Annotated in this window: 20 protein-coding genes and 1 riboswitch; of the genes, 9 read left to right on the top strand and 11 right to left on the bottom strand. The window is 68.1% G+C overall.

What is annotated here, in order from left to right; all coding sequences use genetic code 11:
- Positions 1–78: 78 nt before the first annotated feature.
- Entirely contained in the window at positions 79–1,959 is a 1,881-nt protein-coding gene (gene thiC, locus RALTA_RS00885; RefSeq protein ID WP_012351520.1) for a phosphomethylpyrimidine synthase ThiC, read from the bottom strand.
- A 100-nt stretch (positions 1,960–2,059) separates the two neighbouring features.
- Positions 2,060–2,161: riboswitch (TPP riboswitch) on the bottom strand.
- Positions 2,162–2,362: 201 nt separating this feature from the next.
- On the opposite strand from thiC, the gene RALTA_RS00880 reads away from it, so the two are divergent.
- Complete coding sequence (locus RALTA_RS00880; protein ID WP_012351519.1) at positions 2,363–4,033, top strand: acyl-CoA dehydrogenase family protein; 1,671 nt, start codon at positions 2,363–2,365, stop codon at positions 4,031–4,033.
- Here the strand turns inward: RALTA_RS00880 and RALTA_RS00875 are convergent.
- Entirely contained in the window at positions 4,030–5,709 is a 1,680-nt protein-coding gene (locus RALTA_RS00875; protein ID WP_041232036.1) for a GMC family oxidoreductase, read from the bottom strand. The two genes, RALTA_RS00880 and RALTA_RS00875, sit on opposite strands and share 4 nt — an antisense overlap.
- Positions 5,710–6,007: 298 nt before the next feature.
- Here RALTA_RS00875 and RALTA_RS00870 point away from each other — a divergent pair, with 298 nt between their 5' ends.
- Positions 6,008–7,411: a coniferyl aldehyde dehydrogenase gene (locus RALTA_RS00870; protein WP_012351517.1), complete on the top strand. Its 1,404-nt coding sequence runs from the start codon at positions 6,008–6,010 to the stop codon at positions 7,409–7,411.
- 23 nt (positions 7,412–7,434) lie between these two features.
- On the opposite strand, the gene RALTA_RS00865 is transcribed toward RALTA_RS00870, so the two are convergent.
- Both RALTA_RS00865 and metK read right to left on the bottom strand, forming a co-directional pair.
- Entirely contained in the window at positions 7,435–8,376 is a 942-nt protein-coding gene (locus RALTA_RS00865; protein WP_012351516.1) for a Kdo hydroxylase family protein, read from the bottom strand.
- A gap of 203 nt (positions 8,377–8,579) precedes the next feature.
- Positions 8,580–9,743, bottom strand: coding sequence for a methionine adenosyltransferase (metK, locus tag RALTA_RS00860; RefSeq protein WP_025586391.1), 1,164 nt, complete (start codon positions 9,741–9,743; stop codon positions 8,580–8,582).
- A 278-nt stretch (positions 9,744–10,021) separates the two neighbouring features.
- Here metK and RALTA_RS00855 point away from each other — a divergent pair, with 278 nt between their 5' ends.
- The 4 genes from RALTA_RS00855 to RALTA_RS00840 all read left to right on the top strand — a co-directional run bounded on the left by RALTA_RS00855 (position 10,022) and on the right by RALTA_RS00840 (position 13,651).
- Entirely contained in the window at positions 10,022–10,936 is a 915-nt protein-coding gene (locus RALTA_RS00855; protein ID WP_012351514.1) for a lysophospholipid acyltransferase family protein, read from the top strand.
- Positions 10,933–11,826 (top strand): lipid A biosynthesis lauroyl acyltransferase, encoded by an 894-nt coding sequence (locus RALTA_RS00850; protein ID WP_012351513.1) that lies wholly within the window; start codon positions 10,933–10,935, stop codon positions 11,824–11,826. The genes RALTA_RS00855 and RALTA_RS00850 overlap by 4 nt, the downstream gene beginning before the upstream one ends.
- Positions 11,827–11,878: 52 nt before the next feature.
- The gene (gene dapF / locus RALTA_RS00845) at positions 11,879–12,745 is read left to right on the top strand and encodes a diaminopimelate epimerase (protein WP_012351512.1); all 867 of its coding nucleotides are present in this window, start codon (positions 11,879–11,881) and stop codon (positions 12,743–12,745) included.
- A 96-nt stretch (positions 12,746–12,841) separates the two neighbouring features.
- A complete protein-coding gene (locus tag RALTA_RS00840; RefSeq protein WP_012351511.1) occupies positions 12,842–13,651 on the top strand; it encodes a polyphosphate kinase 2 family protein in 810 nt (269 codons plus the stop codon).
- A gap of 21 nt (positions 13,652–13,672) precedes the next feature.
- On the opposite strand, the gene RALTA_RS00835 is transcribed toward RALTA_RS00840, so the two are convergent.
- Both RALTA_RS00835 and pyrE read right to left on the bottom strand, forming a co-directional pair.
- Positions 13,673–14,980: a patatin-like phospholipase family protein gene (locus RALTA_RS00835; protein WP_041232035.1), complete on the bottom strand. Its 1,308-nt coding sequence runs from the start codon at positions 14,978–14,980 to the stop codon at positions 13,673–13,675.
- 90 nt (positions 14,981–15,070) lie between these two features.
- A complete protein-coding gene (gene pyrE, locus RALTA_RS00830; protein ID WP_041232247.1) occupies positions 15,071–15,763 on the bottom strand; it encodes an orotate phosphoribosyltransferase in 693 nt (230 codons plus the stop codon).
- Between the two features lie 30 nt (positions 15,764–15,793).
- Here pyrE and RALTA_RS00825 point away from each other — a divergent pair, with 30 nt between their 5' ends.
- Positions 15,794–16,570: an exodeoxyribonuclease III gene (locus RALTA_RS00825; RefSeq protein WP_012351508.1), complete on the top strand. Its 777-nt coding sequence runs from the start codon at positions 15,794–15,796 to the stop codon at positions 16,568–16,570.
- Positions 16,571–16,578: 8 nt separating this feature from the next.
- On the opposite strand, the gene RALTA_RS00820 is transcribed toward RALTA_RS00825, so the two are convergent.
- Both RALTA_RS00820 and RALTA_RS00815 read right to left on the bottom strand, forming a co-directional pair.
- Positions 16,579–16,977: a type II TA system antitoxin MqsA family protein gene (locus tag RALTA_RS00820; protein WP_012351507.1), complete on the bottom strand. Its 399-nt coding sequence runs from the start codon at positions 16,975–16,977 to the stop codon at positions 16,579–16,581.
- A 32-nt stretch (positions 16,978–17,009) separates the two neighbouring features.
- Positions 17,010–17,306 carry a type II toxin-antitoxin system MqsR family toxin gene (locus tag RALTA_RS00815; RefSeq protein ID WP_012351506.1) on the bottom strand — a complete coding sequence of 99 codons (297 nt, stop codon included), beginning with the start codon at positions 17,304–17,306 and terminating at the stop codon, positions 17,010–17,012.
- A 171-nt stretch (positions 17,307–17,477) separates the two neighbouring features.
- Here RALTA_RS00815 and argC point away from each other — a divergent pair, with 171 nt between their 5' ends.
- Entirely contained in the window at positions 17,478–18,425 is a 948-nt protein-coding gene (argC, locus tag RALTA_RS00810) for an N-acetyl-gamma-glutamyl-phosphate reductase (protein WP_012351505.1), read from the top strand.
- Positions 18,426–18,494: 69 nt separating this feature from the next.
- Here the strand turns inward: argC and RALTA_RS00805 are convergent, their stop codons facing one another.
- Together RALTA_RS00805 and RALTA_RS00800 are read right to left on the bottom strand one after the other, a co-directional pair.
- A complete protein-coding gene (locus RALTA_RS00805; RefSeq protein ID WP_012351504.1) occupies positions 18,495–20,573 on the bottom strand; it encodes a S8 family peptidase in 2,079 nt (692 codons plus the stop codon).
- A gap of 91 nt (positions 20,574–20,664) precedes the next feature.
- Positions 20,665–21,633, bottom strand: a complete 969-nt coding sequence (locus RALTA_RS00800) for a M48 family metallopeptidase (RefSeq protein WP_012351503.1) — start codon at positions 21,631–21,633, stop codon at positions 20,665–20,667.
- 100 nt (positions 21,634–21,733) lie between these two features.
- Between RALTA_RS00800 and RALTA_RS00795 the strand changes: the two genes are divergently transcribed.
- Complete coding sequence (locus RALTA_RS00795) at positions 21,734–22,993, top strand: muropeptide transporter (protein WP_012351502.1); 1,260 nt, start codon at positions 21,734–21,736, stop codon at positions 22,991–22,993.
- Between the two features lie 10 nt (positions 22,994–23,003).
- On the opposite strand, the gene RALTA_RS00790 is transcribed toward RALTA_RS00795, so the two are convergent.
- Positions 23,004–23,852, bottom strand: coding sequence for an acyl-CoA thioesterase (locus tag RALTA_RS00790; RefSeq protein ID WP_012351501.1), 849 nt, complete (start codon positions 23,850–23,852; stop codon positions 23,004–23,006).
- Positions 23,853–23,936 lie beyond the last annotated feature (84 nt).

Genomic DNA, 23,936 nt, shown 5'->3' with positions numbered 1-23,936 from the left:
GCGGCGGATCTTGCGCGGGCATGGCTTGCGAGGCCATGCCCGTCCTGCCTTGACTTCGGCAGGTGTTCAGCGACGGCCTTACGAGTAGATCTTGCTGCCCTTCTTCAGGAACTCGATCGACTTCTCTTCCATGCCCTGCTGCGCTTCCTTGGGCAGCGAGGCCGCGTAGTCGCGCACTTCCTGCGTGATCTTCATCGAGCAGAACTTCGGCCCGCACATCGAGCAGAAGTGGGCGATCTTGGCGCCTTCGGCCGGCAGCGTCGCGTCGTGGTACGAGCGCGCGCGTTCCGGGTCGAGGCCCAGGTTGAACTGGTCTTCCCAGCGGAACTCGAAGCGTGCCTTGGACAGCGCGTTGTCGCGCAGCTGCGCGCCCGGCCAGCCCTTGGCCAGATCGGCGGCGTGAGCGGCGATCTTGTAGGTGATGATGCCTTCGCGCACGTCTTCCTTGTCCGGCAGGCCCAGGTGCTCCTTCGGCGTGACGTAGCACAGCATGGCCGTGCCCATCCAGCCGATATTGGCCGCGCCGATGCCGCTGGTGATGTGGTCATAGCCGGGGGCGATGTCGGTCACCAGCGGTCCCAGGGTGTAGAACGGCGCCTCGTAGCAATGCTTGAGTTCTTCGTCCATGTTGGCCTGGATGCGCTGCAGCGGCACGTGGCCCGGGCCTTCGATCATCACCTGCACGTCGTGCTTCCACGCCTTGGCGGTCAGCTCGCCCAGCGTGCGCAGCTCGCCGAACTGCGCGTCGTCGTTGGAGTCGGCGATGCAGCCCGGACGCAGGCCGTCGCCGAGGCTGAACGACACGTCATAGGCCTTCATGATTTCGCAGATCTCGTCGAAGTGCGTGTACAGGAAGTTTTCCTTGTGATGCGCCAGGCACCACTTGGCCATGATCGAGCCGCCGCGCGAGACGATGCCCGTGACGCGATCCGCCGTCAGCGGCACGTAGCGCAGCAGCACGCCGGCGTGGATGGTGAAGTAGTCCACGCCCTGCTCGGCCTGCTCGATCAGCGTGTCGCGGAACATCTCCCAGGTCAGGTCCTCGGCGATGCCGCCGGTCTTGTCGAGCGCCTGGTAGATCGGCACCGTGCCGATCGGCACCGGCGAATTGCGCAGGATCCACTCGCGCGTTTCATGGATGTGCTTGCCGGTCGACAGGTCCATGATGGTGTCGGCGCCCCAGCGGATCGACCACACCATCTTTTCCACTTCCTCGGCCAGCGACGACGTCACCGCCGAATTGCCGAGGTTGCCGTTGATCTTGACGCGGAAGTTGCGCCCGATCGCCATCGGCTCCAGCTCGGTGTGGTTGATGTTGGCGGGGATGATCGCGCGGCCCGAGGCGATTTCCTGGCGCACGAATTCCGGTGTGATGTCCTCGGGACGCAGCGGCAGGCCCGCGCCCAGCGCGTTGCCCGGATGCTGGCGCAGCAGCGCCTTGTATTCGGGCTTGTCGTACAGGGCCTGCAGGTTCAGCGACTCGCGCAGCGCCACGTATTCCATCTCGGGAGTAATGATGCCCTTGCGTGCATAGTGCATCTGCGACACGTTGGCGCCGGCCTTGGCGCGGCGCGGGTTGGTCAGCTGGGCGAAGCGCAGGTGCGCGGTGGCGGGGTCGTTGGCGCGGTCGCGGCCGTATTCCGACGACAGGCCGGGCAGCACTTCGGTGTCGCCGCGCTCTTCGATCCACTTGGCGCGCACCGGCGGCAGGCCGGCCTTCAGGTCGATATGCACATCGGGATCGCTGTACGGGCCCGAGGTGTCGTAGACCGGGATCGGCGGGTTGGGCATTTCGCCCTTTTCCGTGCGCGTCGACGTCTGCAGGATGGTGCGCAGCGGCACGCGGATATCGGGGCGGCTGCCGGTCAGGTAGGTCTTGCTCGAAGCCGGATAGGCGAATTTCTGGTCGAGGTCGCTCTCGAGCGATTCGAAGGATGCAGCGGGGGCAGTACGGGCCATGGGTGTCGTCCTCTCTCTCTTGCGGGGTGGACGAAACCAGGAGCCCTGTGAGCGCCGCCCGGCCGGTGGCGAGATGACGAGTCCCGATCGGGACCAGAGGCTTGGTCTTGCTGAAACTTCCCACGCCGGTACTAACCGGATCGGGTTCGAAGGGACTCTCTCAGCCGCACGGCCCATCCGTACGGCACCCCTGTTTCATCCAACGGGGTGAATTTAAGCACAGAGCACCGGTGGGCGCCAGTGCCAGTTCACCATCGCCGATGGTGCCACTGCCGTGCAAAAAGGTATCGAATCGCGCATGCTGCGGCGCAAAAAGACAGCGCAAGGGTACGACCAGGCACTCAAACGAGCGTGACGTGCTCTACCATGCAAGCAAACGCCCAGCCCCGATCCAGGAGACATCATGACCGACGCCGCCACCCACCGCGTCTTCAACCAGGTGCCGGATCTTGCGCACTACAACCTGTTCGACAGCGATCCCATGGTGCGTGCCGCGCTGGAACGCCTCGGCGGCGGCTGGCATGCCGATGCGCTGCGGCAGTTCGGCGCGCGGCTGGGCGAGCCGGAAGTGCAGCAATGGGCGGCGGACGCCAACCGCCATACGCCGGAGCTGCACACCCACAGCCGCACCGGCGAGCGCATCGATATGGTCGAGTTCCACCCGGGATGGCACGCCTTGCTGGGGCTGCTGCGAAGCCAGCAGCTGCAGGCGCTGCCCTTCGCCCAGCCGCGCGCGGGCGCCTGGGCCGCGCGCACGGCCGGGTACTTCCTGCAGGCACAGGTGGAATCGGGCTCGCTGTGTCCGCCCACCATGACCTTTGCCAGCATCCCCGTGCTGCGCAAGGAAGCCGCGCTGTTTGCCGAGCTGGAGCCGCGGCTCTATGCGACCGGGCATGATGCGCGCGACCTGCCCTGGCGCGACAAGAGCGCGATCATGATCGGCATGGGCATGACCGAGAAGCAGGGCGGTTCCGACGTGCGCGCCAACACCACGGTGGCGCGCCCGGTGCGCGGCGAAGGCCGCGGCGCGGAATACGCGCTGACCGGCCACAAGTGGTTTTTCTCCGCGCCGATGTGCGATGCGCACCTGGTGGTGGCGCGCATGGGCGCCGAAGACGGTCCGCTGTCGTGCTTCTTCGTGCCGCGCTTTCGCGACGACGGCAGCCGCAACGCGGTGCAGATCCAGCGGCTCAAGGACAAGCTCGGCAACCGCTCCAACGCCAGCAGCGAAGTCGAGTTCCGCGACGCCGCCGGCATCCTGATCGGCGAGGAGGGCCGCGGCATCCCGACCATCATCGAAATGGCCACCAGCACGCGGCTGGACTGCGTGATCGGCAGCGCCGCGATCCTGCGCGCGGCCTTCGTGCAGGCGCTCCACCATACGCGCCACCGCAGCGCCTTCGGGCGCCTGCTGTGCGACCAGCCGCTGATGCGCAACGTGCTGGCGGACCTGGCGCTGGAATCCGAGGCGGCCACGCTGCTGATGATGGAACTGGGCCACGCCTTCGCGCACGCCGAGGGCGACAACCCCGACCCGCTCGCCGCCGCCTGGAAGCGCGTGGTCACGCCGGCGGCCAAGTTCTGGGTCTGCAAGCGCACGCTCGAAGCCACCGGCGAAGCGATGGAAGTCTGGGGCGGCAACGGCTATGTCGAGGAAGGCCCGATGGCGCGGCTGTACCGCGAGGCGCCGGTCAATTCGATCTGGGAAGGCTCCGGCAACATCATGTGCCTGGACGTGCTGCGTGCGCTCCAGCGCAATCCCGACGATGGCGCACGGCTGTTGCAGGACCTGTCGCGGCGGGCCGGCGGCCATCCGTCGGTGCGCGCGGAACTGGCCTCGCTGCAGGCCATGCTGCGCGAGCCCGCGGAACAGCAGGAGGCCAATGCGCGCCGCTTTGCACAGGGCCTGGTCTTGACCGCGCAGGCCGCGCTGATGCTGGCGCATGCCGACCCCGAGAACGCGGAGCTGTTCGTCGCCAGCCGGCTCGGACGGCAGCACGGGCGCGTGTTCGGCACGCTCGACGCCGAAGCCGGCGCGCTCGGCCGGGTGGCGTCGCGCGGCTTCGAAGGCTAGGCCTCCATCGACTCCAGCACCCGCAGCATCACGCGCGGCGCATAGCGGATCAGGTCGTGCGCGCGTTCGCCGATCATGATCGCGGGCGCATTGGTATTGCCGCCGATCAGCGTGGGCATCACCGACGCATCGACCACGCGCAGCCCTTCCACGCCGCGCACGCGCAATTGCGGATCCACCACCGCCATCGCATCCATGCCCATGCGGCAGGTGCCGACCGGGTGGTAGATGGTGTCGGCGCGCGCGCGGATCAGTGCGCGCACGGCGGCATCGTCGCTGCCATCGGCACGCAGCCCGGCCGTATAGAGCTCCCGCCCGCCGAAGCAGGCCAGCTGCGGCTGCGACAGGATGCTGCGCACGATGCGCACGCCGGCCACCATGTCGTCGAGGTCGCGCGCGTCGCTCAGGTAGTTCGGGTCGATCAGCGGCGCGCGTCGGATATCGGCCGTGGCCAGCCGGACCTCGCCGCGGCTGCGCGGGCGCAGCAGGCAGACATGGCAGGAATAGCCATGACCGAGATTCAGCTTGCGCATATGGTCGTCCGCCAGGCCCACCACGAAATGCAGCTGCAAGTCGGGCTCGGGCAGCGCCGGGTGGCTGCGCACGAAGCCGCCGGCCTCGGCGAAGTTGCTCGACATCATGCCGGCGCGCTCGCGCCGATAGCGCAGCATTTCGGACAGCAGCCTCGCGACGCCGCCGAACGACACGCCGAACAGCTCGGGCACGGCGGTGCGCTTGTGCAGCACCACGTCGAGATGGTCCTGCAGGTTGGCGCCCACGCCGGGCAGGTCATGGACCACGTCGATGCCGTGTTCGCGCAGGTGCGCGGCAGGACCGACGCCCGAGACCATCAGCAGCTGCGGCGAGCCGAACGTGCCCGCGCACACGATCACGTCGCGACGCGCGCGCAGCAGCTGCTGGCGGCCGTCACGCTGTACCAGCACCCCGGCGGCGTGACGGCCTTCGAAGACGATGCGCAGGGCCTGCGTGTCGGTCAGCACGTGCAGCCGCGCACGGCCGCCATTGCAGGCGCGGTCGCGCGGGTTGCCGCCATGCAGGTACGCACGCGCGGCGTTCCAGCGTTCGCCCGCGTGCTGCGTGACCTGGTACCAGCCGATGCCCTCCTGCTCTTCCCCGTTGAAATCGTCGTTGCGCGGAAAGCCCGCCTGCTGCGCTGCCTCGATAAAGCGCTCGGCGAACGGGTTGGGCGTACGCAGGTCGCTGACATGCAGCGGGCCGTTGCCGCCGTGCAGCGGATCGTCGTCGCTGCCGGCCAGGCGCTCGTTGCATTCGGCGCGGCGGAAGTACGGCAGCACGTCGTCCCAGGACCAGCCATCGCAGCCGGCGTCGGCCCAGGCATCGTAGTCCGCGGGCCGGCCGCGCGTGTAGATCATGGCGTTGATCGATGAGCAGCCGCCCAGCCCGCGCCCGCGCGGCTGGTAGCCGCGGCGGCCGTTCAGGCCCGGCTGCGGCACGGTCTGGTAGCCGTAGTTGCGCGCCCCCGCATGCGGCAGCATCGCGGCCAGCCCGGCGGGTGTGCGCACCAGCACATGGTGGTCGTGGTGTCCGGCCTCGACCAGCGCGATGGTGTCGTCGCCGCTGTCGGCCAGGCGCCCCGCCAGCGCACAGCCGGCCGACCCCGCGCCGACGATGACGTAGTCATAGGTGGTTTCCATCTGTCTCCCCGCGATTCCGCAGGCGGCGCGCATGCGTGAGCCGGGCCGCGCCGGCGCGCGCCCTGTCCGTCCAGCGGATGGCAAGCCGTGAGATTCAGTGTAGGCGCTGGCTGCGCCGGCTCAAGCCCGGAGCGGGCGGCGGCAATCAAAGGCACGGGCTTGACGGAGAGGCGCGCGAGCGCGCCGGACGGGCGTTTGAATCGGCTTGCTGGTAGCAAGCTTCCATTGTCTTGGCCGGCGCGCTGCCTTATCTTGCGCGATGGTGCGCGAATGTGCGCGGAAATCCTGGAGCGCAGCCATGCGAGAAGTTCCCGACCTGTCGTCCGTCTTCGGTGCCATGCATGCCGCTTCGCGGCGCGACCAGCTGCCCGCCTGGCCTGTGCGTGCCGACCGGCTGCAGCGCCTGCGGCGCCTGGTGACCGAAAACCAGGCCGAAATTGCCGCCGCGATCCATGCGGATTTCACCAACCGTCCGCGCCAGGAGACCGCGCTGCTGGAGGTGTTCCCCAGCCTCGCCGGCGTCGACGACGCCCTGCGGCATGGCAAGCGCTGGATGCGCGTGCGGCGCGCACCCACGGGGTTCTGGTTCCGCCCGGGAAGCTCGCGCCTGGTGCCGCAGCCGCTTGGCGTGGTCGGCATCGTGGTGCCCTGGAATTACCCGCTGTACCTGACGGTCGGCCCTCTGGCCGGCGCGCTGGCGGCAGGCAATCGGGCCATGGTCAAGCTGTCGGAATACACGCCGCGCTTCGCGGCGCTGTTCGCGCGGCTGGTGCCGCAGCACTTCGCCCCGGACGAAATCGTCGTGATCAACGGCGATGCCGACGTGGCCAGCGCGTTCACCGCGCTGCCGTTCGACCACCTGCTGTTCACGGGTTCGACCGCGGTCGGCCACCATGTGATGCGCGCGGCGGCCGCCAACCTGACCCCGGTAACCCTGGAGCTGGGTGGCAAGTCCCCCGCCATCATCGGGGCCGGGGCCGACCTCGAGCGCGCCGTGGAGCGCATCCTGGTCGGCAAGCTGATGAACGCGGGCCAGACCTGCATCGCGCCGGATTATGTACTGGTGCCGGAGGACCTGCGCGGGCAGATGGTGGACGCGGCGCGCCGCTGCGTAGTCCGGCTCTATCCCGACCTGGCGCACAACCCGGACTACACCAGCATCATCAGCCCGCGGCACTTCGCACGGCTGGCAGCGCTGGTCGACGAGGCCGCCGCGCAAGGCGCGACCGTGGTGCCGCTGTCCGATGCGCAGCCGGATGCGCAGGCGCGGCGCCTGCCGCCGGTGCTGCTGCTGGATGTGCCACAGGGCGTAACCGCCCTGCGCGAGGAGATCTTCGGGCCGGTGCTGCCGGTGGTGACCTACCGCACCCTCGACGAGGCGGTGGACTACATCAACGCGCGTCCGCGCCCGCTGGCGTTATACGTGTTCGAGCGCGACCGCGGCGCCATCGCCCATGTGATGCAGCAGACCGTCGCCGGCGGCGTCACGGTCAACGACACCCTGTTCCATATCGCCCAGGACGGCCTGCCGTTCGGCGGCGTCGGCGCCAGCGGCATGGGCGCGTACCATGGGCAGGCGGGCTTCGACACCTTTTCGAAGGTGAAGCCGGTGTTCCACCAGGCCAGCCTGAACGGCGCCGGACTGCTCAAGCCGCCTTACGGCAAGACCTTCGACACCATGCTGCGCCTGCTGCTGCGTTGAGCTCTGGCCTGCACAGGCCGCGCTTACGACACCAGCATCGGCCGCCCGAGCATGCGCGACAGCACTGCCTCCGGCGAATGCGTGTGGTCGGAAATCGCCTGCGGCGCCAGGTAGATGGTCTGCTCCATCATCGCGCGCCCGCGCATGGCCGCGTGCAGCAGCTGGTCGCTGAAGACGATCCAGGTTGCACCCGGCGGGAAGTGGAATTCCTGCTGCGGCACGTTGGCCTGGTAGTCCAGGTCGGCCTTGGCCAGGTCATGCAGCTGCAGCATGCGGTGGTCGTATTCCGAGCGGCGGCGCTTGGTGATATGCAGCAGCTTCATCAGCGCCGCCTGCCCCGGCCACATGCCGTGGGTCTTGGGCACGAACTTCTGCGCAAAGTCGCCGAACGGCTCGCCTACGCGCCACACGCGCGGCGCGGCCGGGTCGATATTGTGAAACACGCGCAACAGGCGCTTGCCCAGCATCGGGTTCGACGGGAAGGAATCGACGTGCAGGCGGGTGTCGTCCTTGCGCCAGCTGACCGGGCGCCCGGCGATCTCGCTGGGCCGCAGCGAGGTGCCGGCGCGGGTCATGTGCGGGATGTATTCCGGGAACAGCGTGCGGATCAGCGACTCGCTGCTGTCGGCGTAGCGGCGGATCAGCGTGTACAGGTCGGCCAGGTCCTGCGGGCTGCCCTGCGCGCCGCGCACCGCGGTGTCGTCGGCACGCAGGTTGATGTTCTTGGACTTGCCGTCGGAATAACGGGCGTCGAGGAAGCGCTCTTCACCCCGCTGGAACTGAAACTTCAGGTTGGGGAAGTACAGTACCGCGCCCTGCTCCAGTTCGCGGCGCAGCGTGGCGCGTTCTTCGGCGCTGACCTCGGGCGCCCACTCCGTATAGGGCTGCGGACGGATCAGGTCGAGCTGGCCGGCAGTTGACGGCCGGGCTGGGGGCGACGGGGCAAGGACAGGCGCTTCGGACATGGCATCCTCTGGGAACGGTTACCAGTGTTGAGGGTGGCCGCCGCAGCGGCGGCAGGCGAGTGGCGGAATTTTACTCCGTGCGCCGGCCGTGGCGCCTGCGTCACGCGTCAGCTGAACCTGGATCAAAGCCACGCAAAAAAACCCCGCGAGCCCTTGCGGGCCGGCGGGGCTTGTCGTCAGGATTGCCGACGCGAGCGCGGCGCTTACAGGCCGGCCGCGGCGCGCAGCGCAGCCGCCTTGTCGGTGGCTTCCCACGAGAATTCCGGCTCTTCGCGGCCGAAGTGGCCATAGGCCGCGGTCTTCTCGTAGATCGGCCGCAGCAGGTCCAGCATCTGCACGATGCCCTTCGGGCGCAGGTCGAAATGTTCCTGCACCAGTTCCGCGATCTTGGCGTCCGGAATCTTGCCGGTGCCTTCGGTATAGACCGTCACGTTGATCGGCCGCGCCACGCCGATGGCGTAGCTGACCTGCACCTGGCACTGCCGCGCCAGGCCCGCGGCCACCACGTTCTTGGCGACGTAGCGCGCGGCGTAGGCAGCCGAGCGGTCGACCTTGGACGGGTCCTTGCCCGAGAACGCGCCGCCGCCGTGCGGCGAGGCGCCGCCGTAGGTGTCGACAATGATCTTGCGCCCGGTCAGGCCGCAGTCGCCTTGCGGCCCGCCGATCACGAAGCGGCCGGTCGGGTTCACCAGGTACTTGGTTTCCTTGAGCATCTCTGCCGGCAGCACCGGCTTGATGATCTCCTCGATCACGGCCTCGCGGATCTGCGCCTGGGTGATGTCCGGCGCGTGCTGGGTCGACAGCACCACGGTATCCACGCTGTGCGGCTTGCCGTCGACATAGCGCACCGTGACCTGGGACTTGGCATCCGGGCGCAGCCACGGCAGGCGGCCGTCGCGGCGCAGCAGCGACTGGCGCTCGACCAGGCGGTGCGCGTAGTAGATCGGGAACGGCATCAGTTCCGGGGTCTCGTCGCAGGCGTAGCCGAACATCAGGCCCTGGTCGCCGGCGCCCTGGTTCAGGTAGTCGTCCGAGGCACGGTCGACGCCCTGGGCGATGTCGGGCGACTGCTTGTCATAGGCGACCAGCACCGCGCAGCCCTTGTAGTCGATGCCGTAATCGGTGTTGTCGTACCCGATGCGCTTGATGGTGTCGCGCGCGATCTGGATATAGTCGACGTTGGCGGTCGTGGTGATTTCCCCGGCCAGCACCACCAGACCGGTGTTGCAAAGCGTCTCGGCTGCCACACGCGCGTACTTGTCCTGCGCCAGGATGGCGTCCAGGACGGCGTCGGAAATCTGGTCGGCGACCTTGTCGGGATGGCCTTCGGAGACGGATTCCGAAGTAAAAAGGAAGTCGTTTGCCACGAACTTATTCTCCAGGTTGGCTATTGCGTGCCAGCCTGTTCGGTCCATGGCGGCGACGCTTTAGCGGTATTTCAGGCAGCCCGGTTAGAGCCGCATCGCCCCGCAAGTTGTCAGTTAACTCGGCGATACACGCTATTATACGCGCCTGCAGGCGTCGTTGCAGCGCCACAGGGGTGCGGTACGACACCTTGCCGGCATGCCGGACCCACGCCTGCCTGCCCGTCTGATCCCGGTCACAGTCCCGCGGCGGACTTGCCTGGACCCGTTTTCCACGCCTGATGACTTTTTTATTCTGGCTGATCTCCCGTTTCCCGCTGCGGCTGCTGCAGGCCGCGGGCGGCGCGCTGGGCCTGCTGATCGCACGGCTGCCGGGCCGCTATGGCCAGCGCCTGCGGGAGAATTTCCGCCTCGCCTTCCCCGACGCCACCGAGGCGATGATCGACGAGGCCGCCCGCTCGGCCGGGCGCATGATCATCGAGATGCCCTACTTCTGGAGCCGCCGCAGGATCGGCGCCAGGCTGTACGGCTTTGACGACCACCTGTGGCCTGAACTGGGCGCCCTGCAGGCGCGCGGCAAGGGCATCATCATCCTGACCCCGCACCTGGGCTGCTTTGAAGTGCTGCCCCAATCCCATGCCCTGCATCGCCCGGTGACGGCGCTGTTCAAGCCGCCGCACCAGCCGTGGCTGCGCGACTGGATCGAAAAAATGCGCACCCGGCCCAACATGCACATGGCGCCGGCCACGCCGCGCGGCGTGCGCATGCTGGTCAAGGCACTCAAGCGCGGCCAGGCGGTGGGCATCCTGCCCGACCAGGTGCCCAGCGGCGGCGAAGGCAACTGGGCGCCCTTCTTCGGCAAGCCCGCCTACACCATGGCGCTGGTGCACCGGCTGCAGCAACTGACCGGCGCGCCGGTGGTGGCGGTCTTTGCCGAGCGGCTGCCGCGCGGTGCCGGCTACCGCGGTCATCTGCGCGTGATCGAGGACGGCGGGATGCTGCCCGACGATCCCGCCGCCGCCGCCGCGGTCATCAACCGCACCATCGAAGAACTGGTGCGTCTGTGCCCGACGCAATACCTGTGGGGCTACAACCGCTACAAGCAACCCGCCGGAGCGGGCACCCCTGGCACCCCGGACACACCCGCTACCGAGGGCACGGATTCCGCGCCGGCGACTGACCGATCGATCTCATGAGCCGTGTGTTCACGTGGCTCGGCATCGGCCTGCTGACCGTGCTGGGCAAACTGCCCTATCCCTTCGTCGCGCGCTTCGGCGAGGCGCTCGGCAGCCTGCTGTACCGGATTCCGAGCGAGCGGCGCAAGGTGGTGCAGGCCAACCTGCGCCTGTGCTTTCCGGACCGGACCGAGGCCGAGATCGACGCGCTGTCGCGCCAGAGCTTCCGCCTGCTGTTCCGCAGCTTTGCCGAGCGCGGCATCTTCTGGACCGGCAGCGAGGCGCAGATGCGCCGCTGGGTGCAGATCGACGACCAGGCGGGGCTGGTGGCGCTGGACGGCACGCCGCACATCCTGGTGACGCTGCACCTGTCGGGCGTCGAAGCCGGCGCGATCCGGCTCACCATCCACCTGCGCGAGCATGTCGGCCGCTCCGGCGCCTCGCTCTATACGAAGCAGAAGAACGCGCTGTTCGACGGCTTCCTCAAGCAGGCGCGCGGGCGCTTCGGCGCCAACATGATCTCTCGCAACGACAGCGCGCGCGACATCCTGCGCTGCCTGAAGAAGGGCGAGGCGCTGCAGCTGATCGCCGACATGGACTTCGGTGAGCGCGATTCGGAATTCGTGCCGTTCTTCGGCGTGCAGGCGCTGACGCTGACCTCGGTATCGCGGCTGGCGCGCCTGACCGGCGCCAGAGTGGTGCCGATCTACACCGAGATGCTGCCCGACTACCAGGGCTACGTGCTGCGCGTGCTGCCGGCCTGGGAAGACTACCCCGGCGCCAGCGTCACCGACGACACGCGCCGCATGAACGCCTTTTTCGAGGATTGCATCCGCCCGCGGGTGCCCGAGTACTATTGGGTGCACAAGCGCTTCAAGCACCGCCTGCCGGGCGAGCCCGAGATTTACTGAGCGCTACTGAGCGCGCCGGCACAGCCGGCGCCGCGCCGCTACAATCGCCACCATGAAACTCAAGTTCACCAAGATGCATGGCGCGGGCAACGACTTTGTCGTGCTCGACGGCATCCACCAGCAGATCGACCTGACTCCGGCCCAGTGGCGCGCGCTGGCCAGCCGGCATTTCGGCGTGGGCGCGGACCAGATCCTGATCGTCGAGAAACCGACGCGCCCGGATGTCGATTTCCGCTACCGCATCGTCAATGCCGACGGCAGCGAGGTCGAGCACTGCGGCAATGGCGCGCGCTGCTTCGTGCGCTTCGTCACCGAGCAGGGCATGACCGACAAGCGTTCGGTGCGCGTCGAGGTGATGAACGGCGTGATCACGCTGACGCTACAGGACGATGGCCAGGTCACGGTCGACATGGGCGCGCCCGAGCTGGAACCGGCGCGCGTGCCGTTCCGTGCGCAGGGCCTGCCCACGCATGCCGAGGGCGCGGACGCGCTGTACGGCCTCGAAGTCAACGGCCGCACCGAATGGATCTCGGCGGTGTCGATGGGCAACCCGCATGCGGTGCAGGTGGTGGACGACGTCGAGAACTTCCCCGTGCTGCAGGACGGCCCGGTGATCGAACACCATCCGGCCTTCCCGAACCGCGTCAATGCCGGCTTCATGCAGGTGGTTGACCGCCACGCCATCCGGCTGCGCGTCTACGAGCGCGGCGCCGGCGAGACTTTGGCCTGCGGCACCGGTGCCTGCGCGGCCGTGGTCGCCGGCATCCGGCGCGGCCTGCTGGATTCGCCGGTGCGGGTCCACACCCATGGCGGCGAGCTGACCATTGCCTGGGACGGCGGCGCCGAACCGGTGCGCATGACCGGCCCGGCCACCACCGTGTTCGAAGGCAGCATTGACCTGGCGGCCCTGCCGGCCTGACCATAGGGGCTGCGCGCCCCTTGTTCCCTCCCCTGCAGCGCAGTCCCCGGGGCGCCCGATTCCCTGATCCCGCAGATCATCGCGAATGGAGCGCCTATGCCGCTGGACGATTTCCGCATCACCTCGGGCAAGCGATTCCGCCTTGCCGACTTCGACCCGGGCAGCAAGCCGCTGTCATGCGGCAAGAAAGAGGAAGACCTGGCCCGCATCATCGAGCTGAGCAACGCGCTCGACGCGCAGCAGGACATCTTCTATGCCGAGCACCGCCGCAAGCTGCTGGTGGTGCTGCAGGGCATGGACACCAGCGGCAAGGACGGCACCGTGCGCGGCGTGTTCCGCAGCTTCGATCCGCTGGGCATCCGCGTGGTGGGCTTCAAGGCGCCGTCGCCCGAGGAGCTGGCGCGGGATTTCCTGTGGCGCATCCACCTGCAGGTGCCGAAGTCGGGCGAGATCGTGGTGTTCAACCGCAGCCACTACGAAGATGTGCTGATCACGCGCGTGCACGACTGGATCGACGCCGCCGAATGCGAACGGCGCTACCGCCAGATCCGCGAATTCGAGTCGATGCTGACCGAGACCGGCACCACCATCATCAAGTGCTTCCTGCATATTTCGCGCGACGAACAAAAGTCGCGGCTCGAGGCGCGCCTGGCCGACCCGGAAAAACACTGGAAATTCGACACCCAGGACCTTGCAGAGCGCAAGCACTGGAAGGCCTACATGGACGCCTACGAGGCCGCCATCACGGCCACCAGCACGCCCGAGTGCCCCTGGTACGTGGTGCCGGCCGATTCCAAGACCCACCGCAACCTGATGGTGGCCGAGATCATGACCAAGGTCTTCGCGGACCTGAAGCCGGCTTATCCGCCGGCGCGTCCGGAACTGGCCGGGATCAAGGTCGACTGAGCCAGCGCGCGCCGGCGGCGCTCAGCCGCCGTTGCCGCGATGCACGTCGTGCGTGACGAAGGGCTGCTCGCGGCTGGGCATGGCCAGCCATTGCGGATGGCGCAGCGTCTGGCGGATATCCTCCAGCCCGCTGGTCCAGTGCTCGTGCATGGTCAGCGGGCCGAACTGGTAGTCCTTGGCCAGGTTCTCGAACGACTTGTCGCGGTAGATCAGCTGGATCACGTTGCGGCGCGCATCGCACGACTGCTCTGCCGCGCGGCGGTACCAGTCGTTGTCGCGCTTCGACTGCGGCACCAGCGCCATTACCTCGTTGAGCATGCGGCGCAGGTTCTGCTGCTCGCGCATGTAGTCGGTGATGGCCCGGGTGCGGCTGGAATACTGGATGTCCTTCTGGCGCTCGGCCACGTCGATCAGGTCGTGCGGCAGCTTGCCGCGCGCGCTCCACAGGTCGACCTGGAAGATCAGCGCGTCGCGCCGCGGCTGCGCGGTCAGCACCTCGGCCAGCGGCGTGTTCGAGACCAGCCCGCCGTCCCAGTAGTATTCGCCATCGATCTCCACCGCCGGAAAGCCCGGGGGCAGCGCGCCCGATGCCATGAAATGCTCGGCGCAGAGCTTGTCGCGGGTATTGTCGAAGTAGGCAAAGTTGCCGGTGCGCACATTGACCGCGCCCACCGAGACCCGCATCAGGTCGGGACGATGGTTGATCAGGTCGAAGTCGGCAAAGCGCTCCAGCGTGGCCTTCAGCGGCTTGGTGTCGTAGAAGCTGGCATGGGTCGGGTCCGAGTAGCGCGACATCAGCGCCGCCCAGCTGCGCGGCTGGAAGAAGCCGCGCTGGCCCTCCAGCATGGCGCGCGCCGCATGCAGTCCGTCGAACCAGATCCGCATCGGCTCGGGCCAGCTTGCCGCTTCATCGGCAAACCAGGTGTAGGACAGGCTGGGCAGCCACGGCTGCGCGCAGATGTGTTCCCAGAACGCCCGCAGCTGCTCCACCCTGCGACGCGGCGGATTGCCGGCGATGATGGCCGCGTTCAACGCACCGATCGAAATGCCGGCGACCCAGTTGGGGAAGATGCCGCCGTCGGCCAGCCCCTGGTACACGCCGGCCTGGTAGGCGCCCAGCGCGCCGCCGCCCTGCAGCACCAGTGCGCGCACGGCATACGCCTCGTGCGCGGGCCGGTCGGGGGCCTTGGCCGCCTTGCGCACCGGCTTGCGCGGCCGCACCTGGGCGCCGCGCTCGGCCAGCGACTCGCCGTTGCCGGCGGACTCCGCCGTCGGGGACGGCGTTGCCGCCTGCCGCACTGCCCGTTCCTGCCGCTCCTTTGCCGCCACGCCGCGCTCCCTCCCAGTCTGAAAGTCAGCCGTGTGCCTACCGGCCACGCCTCGGGCGCTGGCTGCCAGCGCCCGCCCTCTTCAACGGTTTCAGACGCCGTAGCGCTGACGATAGGCAGCCACGGCCTCGCGCGAAGCGCCCAGCGCCGGATCCTGCGAGGCATCGAGATAGGCCAGCAGGTCCTTCAGGCTGGCGATGGCGATCACCGGGATACCGAATTCGCGCTGCACGTCCTGCACCGCCGAATGAGTGCCGACCTGCTCGGCGGTGCCGCTCTTCTCCATGCGGTCCAGCGCGATCAGCACCGCGGCGGGCTCGGCGCCGGCGGCGCGGATCAGGTTCACCGATTCGCGCACCGAGGTGCCGGCGGAGATCACGTCGTCGACGATCACCACCTTGCCCTGCAGCTTGGCTCCGACCAGCGTGCCGCCTTCGCCGTGGTCCTTGGCTTCCTTGCGGTTGTACGCGAAGCCGACATCACGTCCCATGCCCGCCAGCGCCACCGCCGTGGCCGAAGCCAGCGTGATGCCCTTGTACGCCGGCCCGAACAGCACGTCGAACTGCACGCCCGAGGCCAGCAGGGTTTTCGCATAGAATTGCGCCACCTGGCCCAGCATCCCGCCCTGGTTGAACAGGCCGGCATTGAAGAAGTAAGGCGACTTGCGGCCGGCCTTGGTGACGAACTCGCCGAACGACAGCACGCCAGCGTCGAGCGCAAAGCGGATAAAGGTCTGGCTGAGGTCATTACCCGCGGTACCCGGGGCCGGAGTCTGCTGCGTCATCATTTCTCTCTGAATTCAAAATTTCCCCGAATGTTACGGATTATCAGCGCCAACCTCAACGGCATCCGCTCCGCTTCGAAGAAGGGCTTTTTCGACTGGATGGGCAAGCAGGACGCAGACATGGTCTGTGTGCAGGAACTGAAGGCGCAGGCCGCCGACATGACGGAAGCGTTCCTGGCGCCACACGGCTACCACGGCTTTTTCCATTACGCCGAGAAGAAGGGCTATAGCGGCGTGGGCCTTTACACGCGCCACAAGCCCGAGCGCGTCATCACAGGCTTCGGCAATGCCGAATTCGACAACGAGGGCCGCTATGTGGAAGTGCAGTACCCGCACCTGGCGGTGATTTCGGTGTACGTGCCGTCCGGGTCGAGCGGCGAGGAACGCCAGCTCGCCAAGTTCCGCTTTCTGGAAGCGTTCCTGCCGCACCTGCTGCAGCTCAAGGCCAGCGGGCGCGAGATCGTGCTGTGCGGCGACGTCAACATCGCCCATAAGGAAATCGATATCAAGAACTGGAAGGGCAACCTGAAGAACTCAGGCTTCCTGCCGGAAGAGCGCGCCTGGATCGGCGAGCTGTTCGACGTGCACGGCTATGTCGACGTGTTCCGCAAGCTGGACCCGCGGCCGGACCAGTACACCTGGTGGAGCAACCGCGGCCAGGCCTATGCGAAAAACGTGGGATGGCGGATCGACTACCACCTCGCCACGCCGAAGATCGCCGACACCGCGCAGTTGTGCTCGATCTACAAAGACGAGAAATTCAGCGACCACGCGCCGTTGTCGATCGATTATAACTTTCCGCTGTGACAGCGGGCTCAGGCCGCCCGGATCTCGTCCAGCAGTTCCGGGTGGCGGTCCAGCAGCCGTAGCAGCTTTACCAATGCGAGTGGCGGCTTGGTGCGCCCCGTTTCGTACCGTGAGAACGCATTGACGCCACCGCCGAAGATTTCAGCGGCCTCGCGCTGGTCCAGGCGCAGCTTCCTGCGGACTTGGGTGATATAGGCCGGATCGACGAGGGCAGCATTGACTTGCCTGTTGAAGGCAAGCATCGCCTCGCTCACCCAATCGCTGTCACGGGGCAGCACGCCCTCGCCGCACTTGGGGCACCATTGCCCGGACACATTCGGGATCACCGTGGTTTCCCCGCGGTACGTATAGGGCATGTCGCGCATCCCCCCCACCAGCTCCGCGCCACCGCACTCGGGACACTTCATCTTGCCTTCTCCGGCTGTTCGTCTAGTCGCTGTTACCTTGTCTTGAAGGAAACGACCAACACCTCGTTGGCAACGGTGAGCTTCACATACAAGGCGCCATGCGGCGTGACGGGCCGGTAGACGTCCTGCCAGATCCGATGGTCTTCGTACGTTGTCATGCTCTTGTAGAAATCCGCCGGCTCAAGGCGGGCAAGTATGTCACGTACCCCGGTCCAGCGCAGGCCCATCATCGCGGCGTGGGAATACGCCGCAAACGTCATATCCATCTTGCCCGCCAGCAACAGGGCCTTCACATGCCGCAGTTTGTAATGCGCCGTTCCCTTCTCCATGTAAACTAACCTAGTAGGTTAAATCCCGCAAGCCGCGAACTGTGCCAACGCGCAGGACTCCAATCGGTACAAACCCCTGCGACAGGCCCCCATCCCCGCTACAATGCGGGTTCGCCCCTGCGCCCGGCAGGAGAGGTTTCGCATTCCCGCATTTCAAAGAGCGAGTCAGCCATGGTTTTCAAAGTGTTCGTCGATGGTCAGGAAGGCACCACCGGTCTCCGGCTGCTTGACTATCTTTCCGGTCGTTCCGACGTGGAACTGCTGCGCATTGCCGAAGACAAGCGCAAGGACCCGGCCGAACGAGCACGCTTCCTGAATGCCGCCGACGTCGCCTTCCTGTGCCTGCCCGACGTGGCCTCGCGCGAGGCGGTGTCGCTGGTGACCAACCCGGACACCTGCGTGATCGACGCCAGCACGGCGTTCCGCACCGCCGACAACTGGGCCTATGGCCTGCCCGAACTTGTGCGCGGCCAGCGCGACAAGATCCGCGCCAGCAAGCGCATCGCGGTGCCGGGCTGCCACGCCAGTGCCTTCGTGCTGGCGGTGCGCCCGCTGGTGGATGCCGGCGTGCTGCCGGCCGACTACCCGCTGTCGGCGTTTTCGCTGACCGGCTACAGCGGCGGCGGCAAGTCGATGATCGCCGAGTTCGAAGCCGGCGGTAACCCGAAGCTGAACAGCCCGCGTCCTTACGCGCTGGGCCTGGAGCACAAGCACCTGCCGGAAATGCGCGTGCAGGCCGGCCTGGCGCAGGCGCCGATCTTCAACCCCATCGTCGGCAACTTCCTGAAGGGCCTGGCGGTGACGGTGCCGGTGTTCGCCGAGCGGCTGGCGCGCAAGGTCAGCCCCGAGCAGATCGTCGAGATCTATCGGCAGCACTATGAAGGCGAGCAGTTCGTGCGCGTGATGCCGTACAACGGCGACGACAACCTCGACCGCGGTTTCTTCGACGTGCAGGCCAACAACGACACCAACCGGGTCGACCTGTTCGTGTTCGGCAATGCCGAGCGCCTGAACCTGGTGGCGCGCCTGGACAACCTGGGCAAGGGTGCGGCCGGCGCGGCGGTGCAATGCATGAACGTGCATGTGGGCGCCGACGAGGCCAGCGGACTGCGCGCCTGAGGCCTGCCGTTCCCGCACATCAAAAAAGCCGGCACTGCCGGCTTTTTTGTTGCACCTTGCGGCCGCGCCCTACACGCGTTGCAGCGCGCGCAGCGCATCGACCAGCCCCGCCCCCTGGAAGGCGCGCTCGCGCCCAAGGTCAGTGGCCGCGGCGCACAGGATGGTCTTGACGGTCTCGGGCTGGCCCATCAGTTCATTGTTGCGCGACAGCAGCAGCGCCGCGACCCCGGACACATGCGGTGCCGCCATGCTGGTGCCGTCCATCGACGCCAGCGTGCCGCCGGGCACGGTCGAGGTGATCTTCTCCCCCGGCGCGACCAGGTCGGGCTTGATGCGGCCATCGCCGGTGGGACCGTGGCTGGAAAAGTAGGAGATGCCGAAGCGGTAGGGATCGGTGCGATGGGTCGCGCCCACCGTGATCACGGCGCGCGCATTGCCGGGATCGGTGATGGTCTGTCCGCGGAACCCCGCGCCCATGTGTTCGGCCGCGAAGGCCTCGTCGTAGCCATAGTTGCCGGCTGCCGCCACCACGATCACGCCGCTGGCCACCAGGCGGTCGCACTCGACGCATACCGGCGTGCTGCCGCAGGCATAGCTGCGCACGTCGTGGCGCAGCGCCACGCTCAGGTTGATGCCATGCACCGACTGCCGGTCGCGGCTCTGGTTAAGCCAGCGCACGTACTGCAGCGCGCCCAGGATGCCGAACTCGTCGCCCCGGCCCTGCGCATCGAAAATGCGCAGGTCGAGCAGCTCGATGCGCGGGCAGATGCCGCTGACATCGCCGGATTCCGCCAGCTCGGACGGCAACGGCATGGGATCAGGCCGCGCCAGGTACACCGACGACGGCCAGCCGGCACCAATGATGCCCGCCACATGCGTGCCGTGGCTGCCGCCAGGGGGCACGTATTGCGCCGGATCGTCATGGCTGATGTCGAGCAGCGGCTCGATCACGGACCAGTCGATGATGCGGCCATGCGACAGGTCGTCGGCAATCGCGGCGACCCGCTGCCGCAGCTCGGCCTCGCCGGGGCCGCGCTTGCCCTTGGGCATGGGCGGCAGGCGGCCGCTGGTGATGGCCGACAGGCGCGTGAAGTCCAGCGTCCTGACCACGCGCGACAGGCGCGGTGCGATCAGCCCGTCGCGCACCGGCAGCGGCCCGTCCAGCTTGAGCGGATCGAAGAAGGCCGGATGGCGCGCGTCGACGCCGGAATCGATCACTGCCCAGCGCACGCCCTGCCCGCCGGTATCGAACACGCGGATGGCCGCATCGGCCTTGACGGTCTTGCGCGAGGCGAACACGGCGTGCTCGGCCGGCCGGTTGACCGAGATGCGCCATAGCGGCGAAATGGCGGCGGCAGCAGCGACGTCGCCGGCAGTCATTCCCGCAGTCGTTCCCGCTACCGGCGCGGCGGCCTCCGCATGATCGTCCCGAACGCAGTCCCACAGCGTCTCCAGCACCTTGCGGCTCTCCTGCGCGACACGCCGCATCAGCCCACCGGGCGGGAAGCTGTCGTCGTGCAGGCCCAGCAGCGTCAGCGCGACGTACTGCGCGGCCACATTGACCAGCCGCCCCAGGGCCTGCCCGGCCGGCGCGGCGAGGCCGCCGAAGCGGGTGCGCGCCGCGGTGTAGCCGATGTCCTTGAAGCGCGCCAGCGCCGCCTCGCTGCCGACATGGGCCAGCACCGACTCCCCGAGCCAGCGCACCAGCGCATCGCCGGTCAGGCTCAGCGCCAGCGCCCTGCGCGCCGCGGGCGTCCATGGCATGCCGGCCATCGGCATGCGCACCTCGCGATGCCACCAGGCGGTGAGCGGCAGCAGGCGCAGCATGTCGAAGAAATCGATCTGCGCCAGCAGGTGCGATTCATTGGCGGCAAGAAAGCGCGGGCCGGCTTGGTCCGCTGCCGGCCCCGCCAGCGCCGGCAGCCGCCGCAGCACCGCGGCGCGCAGCGCGGCAATGCCGGCGCCATGGTGCGGGGTCAGCAGCAAGCCGCGCGGCACCTCGAACGATTCGCCGGACGCATACAGCAGCCAGACTTCGGAGCTGACCGGCAGGTCGCTGGTGAAGCGGTCGGGCTCGGCCTCGCAGCCGGCGAAGATCAGCTTGTACGCAGCCCGCTGCTCCGACGGGCTCATGCGGTTCAGGCTCATGCGGGTCCCCCTGCGGTTGTCGCATTGTCCTCCGAGGCCTTTGGGCGCTGCCCGGCATACCGTGACGGGCGGCGCGGAGCCGCGGCGCCGTTCAGCGCTTCAGCGGCTTCTGCCGGTCCTCGTCGCCGGCATCCACCGGCGCATCGCCAAGCCCCGTCATATTCGGACGGTAGGGCGGCAGCTTGTCGACCGTGGTGTGGATCGCGCGTGCATACAGCGGCAGCACCTCGGGCAAGTGCTTTTCCAGGTCGGCGATGCGGCTGCGCCCGGACGGATGGGTCGACAGGAACTCGGCGCCGGACTGCGAGACCTTGCCCATCTTCTGCCACAGCGACACCGCCGCGCGCGGATCGTAACCGGCGCGCGCGGCCACATCCATGCCGATCAGGTCGGCCTCGGACTCGTCCGAGCGCGAAAAGCGCAGCGTCAGCAGGTGCGCGCCGGTGCCCAGCGCCATATTGCCGAGGTTGCCGAAGCCGAACAGCTGCGAGATCACGTTAGCGCCGAGGTTGGTGATCTCGGACTTGGCGGCGCGCTCGCGCGCGTGCTCCTGCAACGCGTGCGCGATCTCGTGTCCCATCACCATGGCGACTTCGTCGTCGGTCAGCTTGAGCTGGTCGAGCAGCCCGGTATAGACCGCGATCTTGCCGCCCGGCATGCAGAAGGCGTTGACCTGCTTCGAGCCGATCAGGTTGATCTCCCACTGCCATTGCCGCGCGCGCTCGTTCCAGCGCGCGGTCTGCGGCAGCAGCCGCTTGCCGATGGCGCGCAGGCGCACCAGCTGCGGGTGGTTGTCCGGGGCCAGGGCGCGCTTGGCGATGGCCTCCTGCTTGAGTTGCTCGTACTCCTGCACCGCCTGCTGCTCGATCACCTCGGCCGGCACGATGTTGCGCACCGCCGAGCCGCCCGGGTTCAGCCGGATGCCGCCGGCACCGCCGTCCTGTGGCTGCGCCGGCGCCGGCTGGCTCCAGCCGAGCGGCAGCACAACCGCGGCCAGCGCCAGCGCACGGGCCAGCCGCAGTCGATAGGGACGCTGAACACCTTGCAGGCGGCGACGCATGGGGCGATTCCTCGGGCGCAATCGGAGAGTGGGCAAACAGGTGGTGCAATAATACACGGCGCCCGCGCAGCCGCGCGGGCGGCACACGGCTGCCCCATCCATGAATTTCCAGACCTATCTCGATATCTTCCGCAACCGCCGCATCGGCGCCATGCTGATGCTTGGCTTCGCCTCCGGCCTGCCGCTGGCGCTGACCTCCGGCACCCTGCAGGCGTGGATGACGGTCGAAGGGCTGGACATCAAGACCATCGGCTTTTTCTCGCTGGTGGGCCAGGCCTATATCTTCAAGTTCCTGTGGGCGCCGCTGATGGACCGCTACACCCCACCGCTGATGGGGCGCCGGCGCGGCTGGCTGCTGCTGACCCAGGTCGGGCTGGTGCTCGGCATCGCCGGCATGGCGTTCTGCCCGCCGCAGCAGGCGCTGTGGATGCTGGCGGCGCTGGCCACGCTGGTGGCGTTCCTGTCGGCCTCGCAGGACATCGTCTTCGACGCCTACAGCACCGACGTGCTGCGCCCGGCGGAGCGCGGTGCCGGCGCCGCGGTCAAGGTGCTGGGCTACCGGCTGGCGATGCTGGTCTCGGGCGGCCTCGCGCTGTGGCTGGCCGATCGCGTGCTGGGCTGGCAGCAAACCTACCTGCTGATGGCGGCGCTGATGGGCGTGGGCATCCTGACCCTGCTGTGGGCGCCGGAGCCCGACGTGCCCGCGCGCGCGCCGCGCTCGCTGGAAGAGGCGGTGGTGGGCCCGCTGCGCGACTTTTTCGCGCGGCCCGGGGCGTGGTGGCTGCTGCTGCTGATCGTGCTGTACAAGCTCGGCGACGCCTTTGCCGGCAGCCTGTCGACCACCTTCCTGATCCGCGGCGCCGGCTTCTCGGCGGGCGAGGTGGGCATCGTCAACAAGACCCTGGGGCTGGCCGCGACCATCCTTGGCGCGCTGTTCGGCGGCACGCTGATGGTGCGCCTGGGCCTGTACCGCTCGCTGATGCTGTTCGGCGTGCTGCAGGCGGTGTCGAACCTGGGCTACTGGATCCTGGCGGTGACTCCGCCGCACTTGTGGACCATGGGCGCGACCATTGCGGTCGAGAACCTGTGCGGCGGCATGGGCACTGCGGCCTTCGTCGCGCTGCTGATGACGCTGTGCAACCGCTCGTTCTCGGCCACGCAGTACGCGCTGCTGTCGGCGCTGGCGTCGGTGGGCAGGGTCTACGTCGGGCCGACGTCGGGCTATATGGTCGAGGCCTGGGGCTGGGCGCCGTTCTATCTCGGCACCGTGGCGGTGGCGCTGCCCGGCGTGATGCTGCTCTGGGCGATGCGCCACACCGTGCACCGCTACGAGGCCCAGGCGCGCGAAGCGATAGCCTGAGCGGCCTGACTTACTCCTTGTAGTAGACGATCTGGTGCGAGCTGGCGATCAGCTCGCCCGCGGCGCTCCACAGCTGCGCGCGCTGGTCGAAGAAACCCTGCCGGAACACCTGCGCCTGCGCGCTGGCCAGCACATGGGTGTCGCCCAGCGCGGCCAGCGTGGCGGCGTCGGCATGGAAATACGTGGTCATCGACACCGTGCCGGCCGGCACGAAGCCGGCGCGCTTGAGGAAGATGCGCGGATAGAAGCTGTCGGCCCAGGCCGCGACCGCGGCAAAGTCCGGCGTGCGCGCCGGCGCGTCGCGCAGCCAGAACTGGGTCAGGCTGTCCGGGTGCTCGGTGCCGGCCTCGGCGAGGGGCTTGGCGCCGCGCACCGGCCTCATGTCGTAAGCCTTTAGCCAGCGCACCGGCGCAAACCCGCCCATCGCCGGCAGCGCGTCGGCGGCTGGCACGTCCGGCATCACCGCTTCGCCGCAGGCCCAGGTGTCGCGCCGCACCGCGAACATCGCGGTGGCAGTGGTGGCGACGGCATCGCCCTGGCGCAGTTCCAGGGTCCAGTGCTGGGTCGAGCGGTTGGTGCGGACCGGGCGCGCCTCGATCTCGAACGGACCCTCCGCGATCGGACCGGCAAAGTTGACGGTCAGCGAGACCGGCTCGCCCAGGCGCTGCGGATGGTTCATCGCCGCCTGCAGCAGCGTGGCGGCCGTGATGCCGCCAAACGGGCCGATCATGTTCCAGTATGCCGGCGTGGTGCGGCCCTGGAAACGGTGCTCGCCGGCGGGCACCAGCGCCAGCGCGTCGTCGAAGGGATGGAGCTGGCTGGCGGCAGCGGCGGCGTGGATCTGGGGCGCAGTGGACATGGCGGAAGCAGGCTGGTCTCGATGGAATAGAACGATCGTTCGCTATCTGCCTACACTAACCGTAGTCAGCATTCCGGTCAAGCG

This window comes from Cupriavidus taiwanensis LMG 19424 (assembly GCF_000069785.1).
Lineage (GTDB): Bacteria > Pseudomonadota > Gammaproteobacteria > Burkholderiales > Burkholderiaceae > Cupriavidus > Cupriavidus taiwanensis.
The sequence above is the reverse complement of the archived record's forward strand: the minus strand, read 5'-3'. Positions and strand labels throughout refer to the sequence as shown.

Bases quoted from the DNA above. Each gene is read 5' to 3' on its own strand.
- argC (WP_012351505.1), top strand. From the start codon at position 17,478: ATGGTTTTCAAAGTGTTCGTCGATGGTCAGGAAGGCACCACCGGTCTC.
- RALTA_RS00840 (WP_012351511.1), top strand. From the start codon at position 12,842: ATGCCGCTGGACGATTTCCGCATCACCTCGGGCAAGCGATTCCGCCTT.
- RALTA_RS00815 (WP_012351506.1), bottom strand. From the start codon at position 17,306: ATGGAGAAGGGAACGGCGCATTACAAACTGCGGCATGTGAAGGCCCTG.
- RALTA_RS00850 (WP_012351513.1), top strand. From the start codon at position 10,933: ATGAGCCGTGTGTTCACGTGGCTCGGCATCGGCCTGCTGACCGTGCTG.
- RALTA_RS00800 (WP_012351503.1), bottom strand. From the start codon at position 21,633: ATGCGTCGCCGCCTGCAAGGTGTTCAGCGTCCCTATCGACTGCGGCTG.
- RALTA_RS00875 (WP_041232036.1), bottom strand. From the start codon at position 5,709: ATGGAAACCACCTATGACTACGTCATCGTCGGCGCGGGGTCGGCCGGC.
- RALTA_RS00795 (WP_012351502.1), top strand. From the start codon at position 21,734: ATGAATTTCCAGACCTATCTCGATATCTTCCGCAACCGCCGCATCGGC.
- dapF (WP_012351512.1), top strand. From the start codon at position 11,879: ATGAAACTCAAGTTCACCAAGATGCATGGCGCGGGCAACGACTTTGTC.
- RALTA_RS00790 (WP_012351501.1), bottom strand. From the start codon at position 23,852: ATGTCCACTGCGCCCCAGATCCACGCCGCCGCTGCCGCCAGCCAGCTC.
- RALTA_RS00805 (WP_012351504.1), bottom strand. From the start codon at position 20,573: ATGAGCCTGAACCGCATGAGCCCGTCGGAGCAGCGGGCTGCGTACAAG.
- RALTA_RS00825 (WP_012351508.1), top strand. From the start codon at position 15,794: ATGTTACGGATTATCAGCGCCAACCTCAACGGCATCCGCTCCGCTTCG.
- RALTA_RS00880 (WP_012351519.1), top strand. From the start codon at position 2,363: ATGACCGACGCCGCCACCCACCGCGTCTTCAACCAGGTGCCGGATCTT.
- RALTA_RS00865 (WP_012351516.1), bottom strand. From the start codon at position 8,376: ATGTCCGAAGCGCCTGTCCTTGCCCCGTCGCCCCCAGCCCGGCCGTCA.
- pyrE (WP_041232247.1), bottom strand. From the start codon at position 15,763: ATGACGCAGCAGACTCCGGCCCCGGGTACCGCGGGTAATGACCTCAGC.
- RALTA_RS00820 (WP_012351507.1), bottom strand. From the start codon at position 16,977: ATGAAGTGTCCCGAGTGCGGTGGCGCGGAGCTGGTGGGGGGGATGCGC.
- thiC (WP_012351520.1), bottom strand. From the start codon at position 1,959: ATGGCCCGTACTGCCCCCGCTGCATCCTTCGAATCGCTCGAGAGCGAC.
- RALTA_RS00870 (WP_012351517.1), top strand. From the start codon at position 6,008: ATGCGAGAAGTTCCCGACCTGTCGTCCGTCTTCGGTGCCATGCATGCC.
- RALTA_RS00855 (WP_012351514.1), top strand. From the start codon at position 10,022: ATGACTTTTTTATTCTGGCTGATCTCCCGTTTCCCGCTGCGGCTGCTG.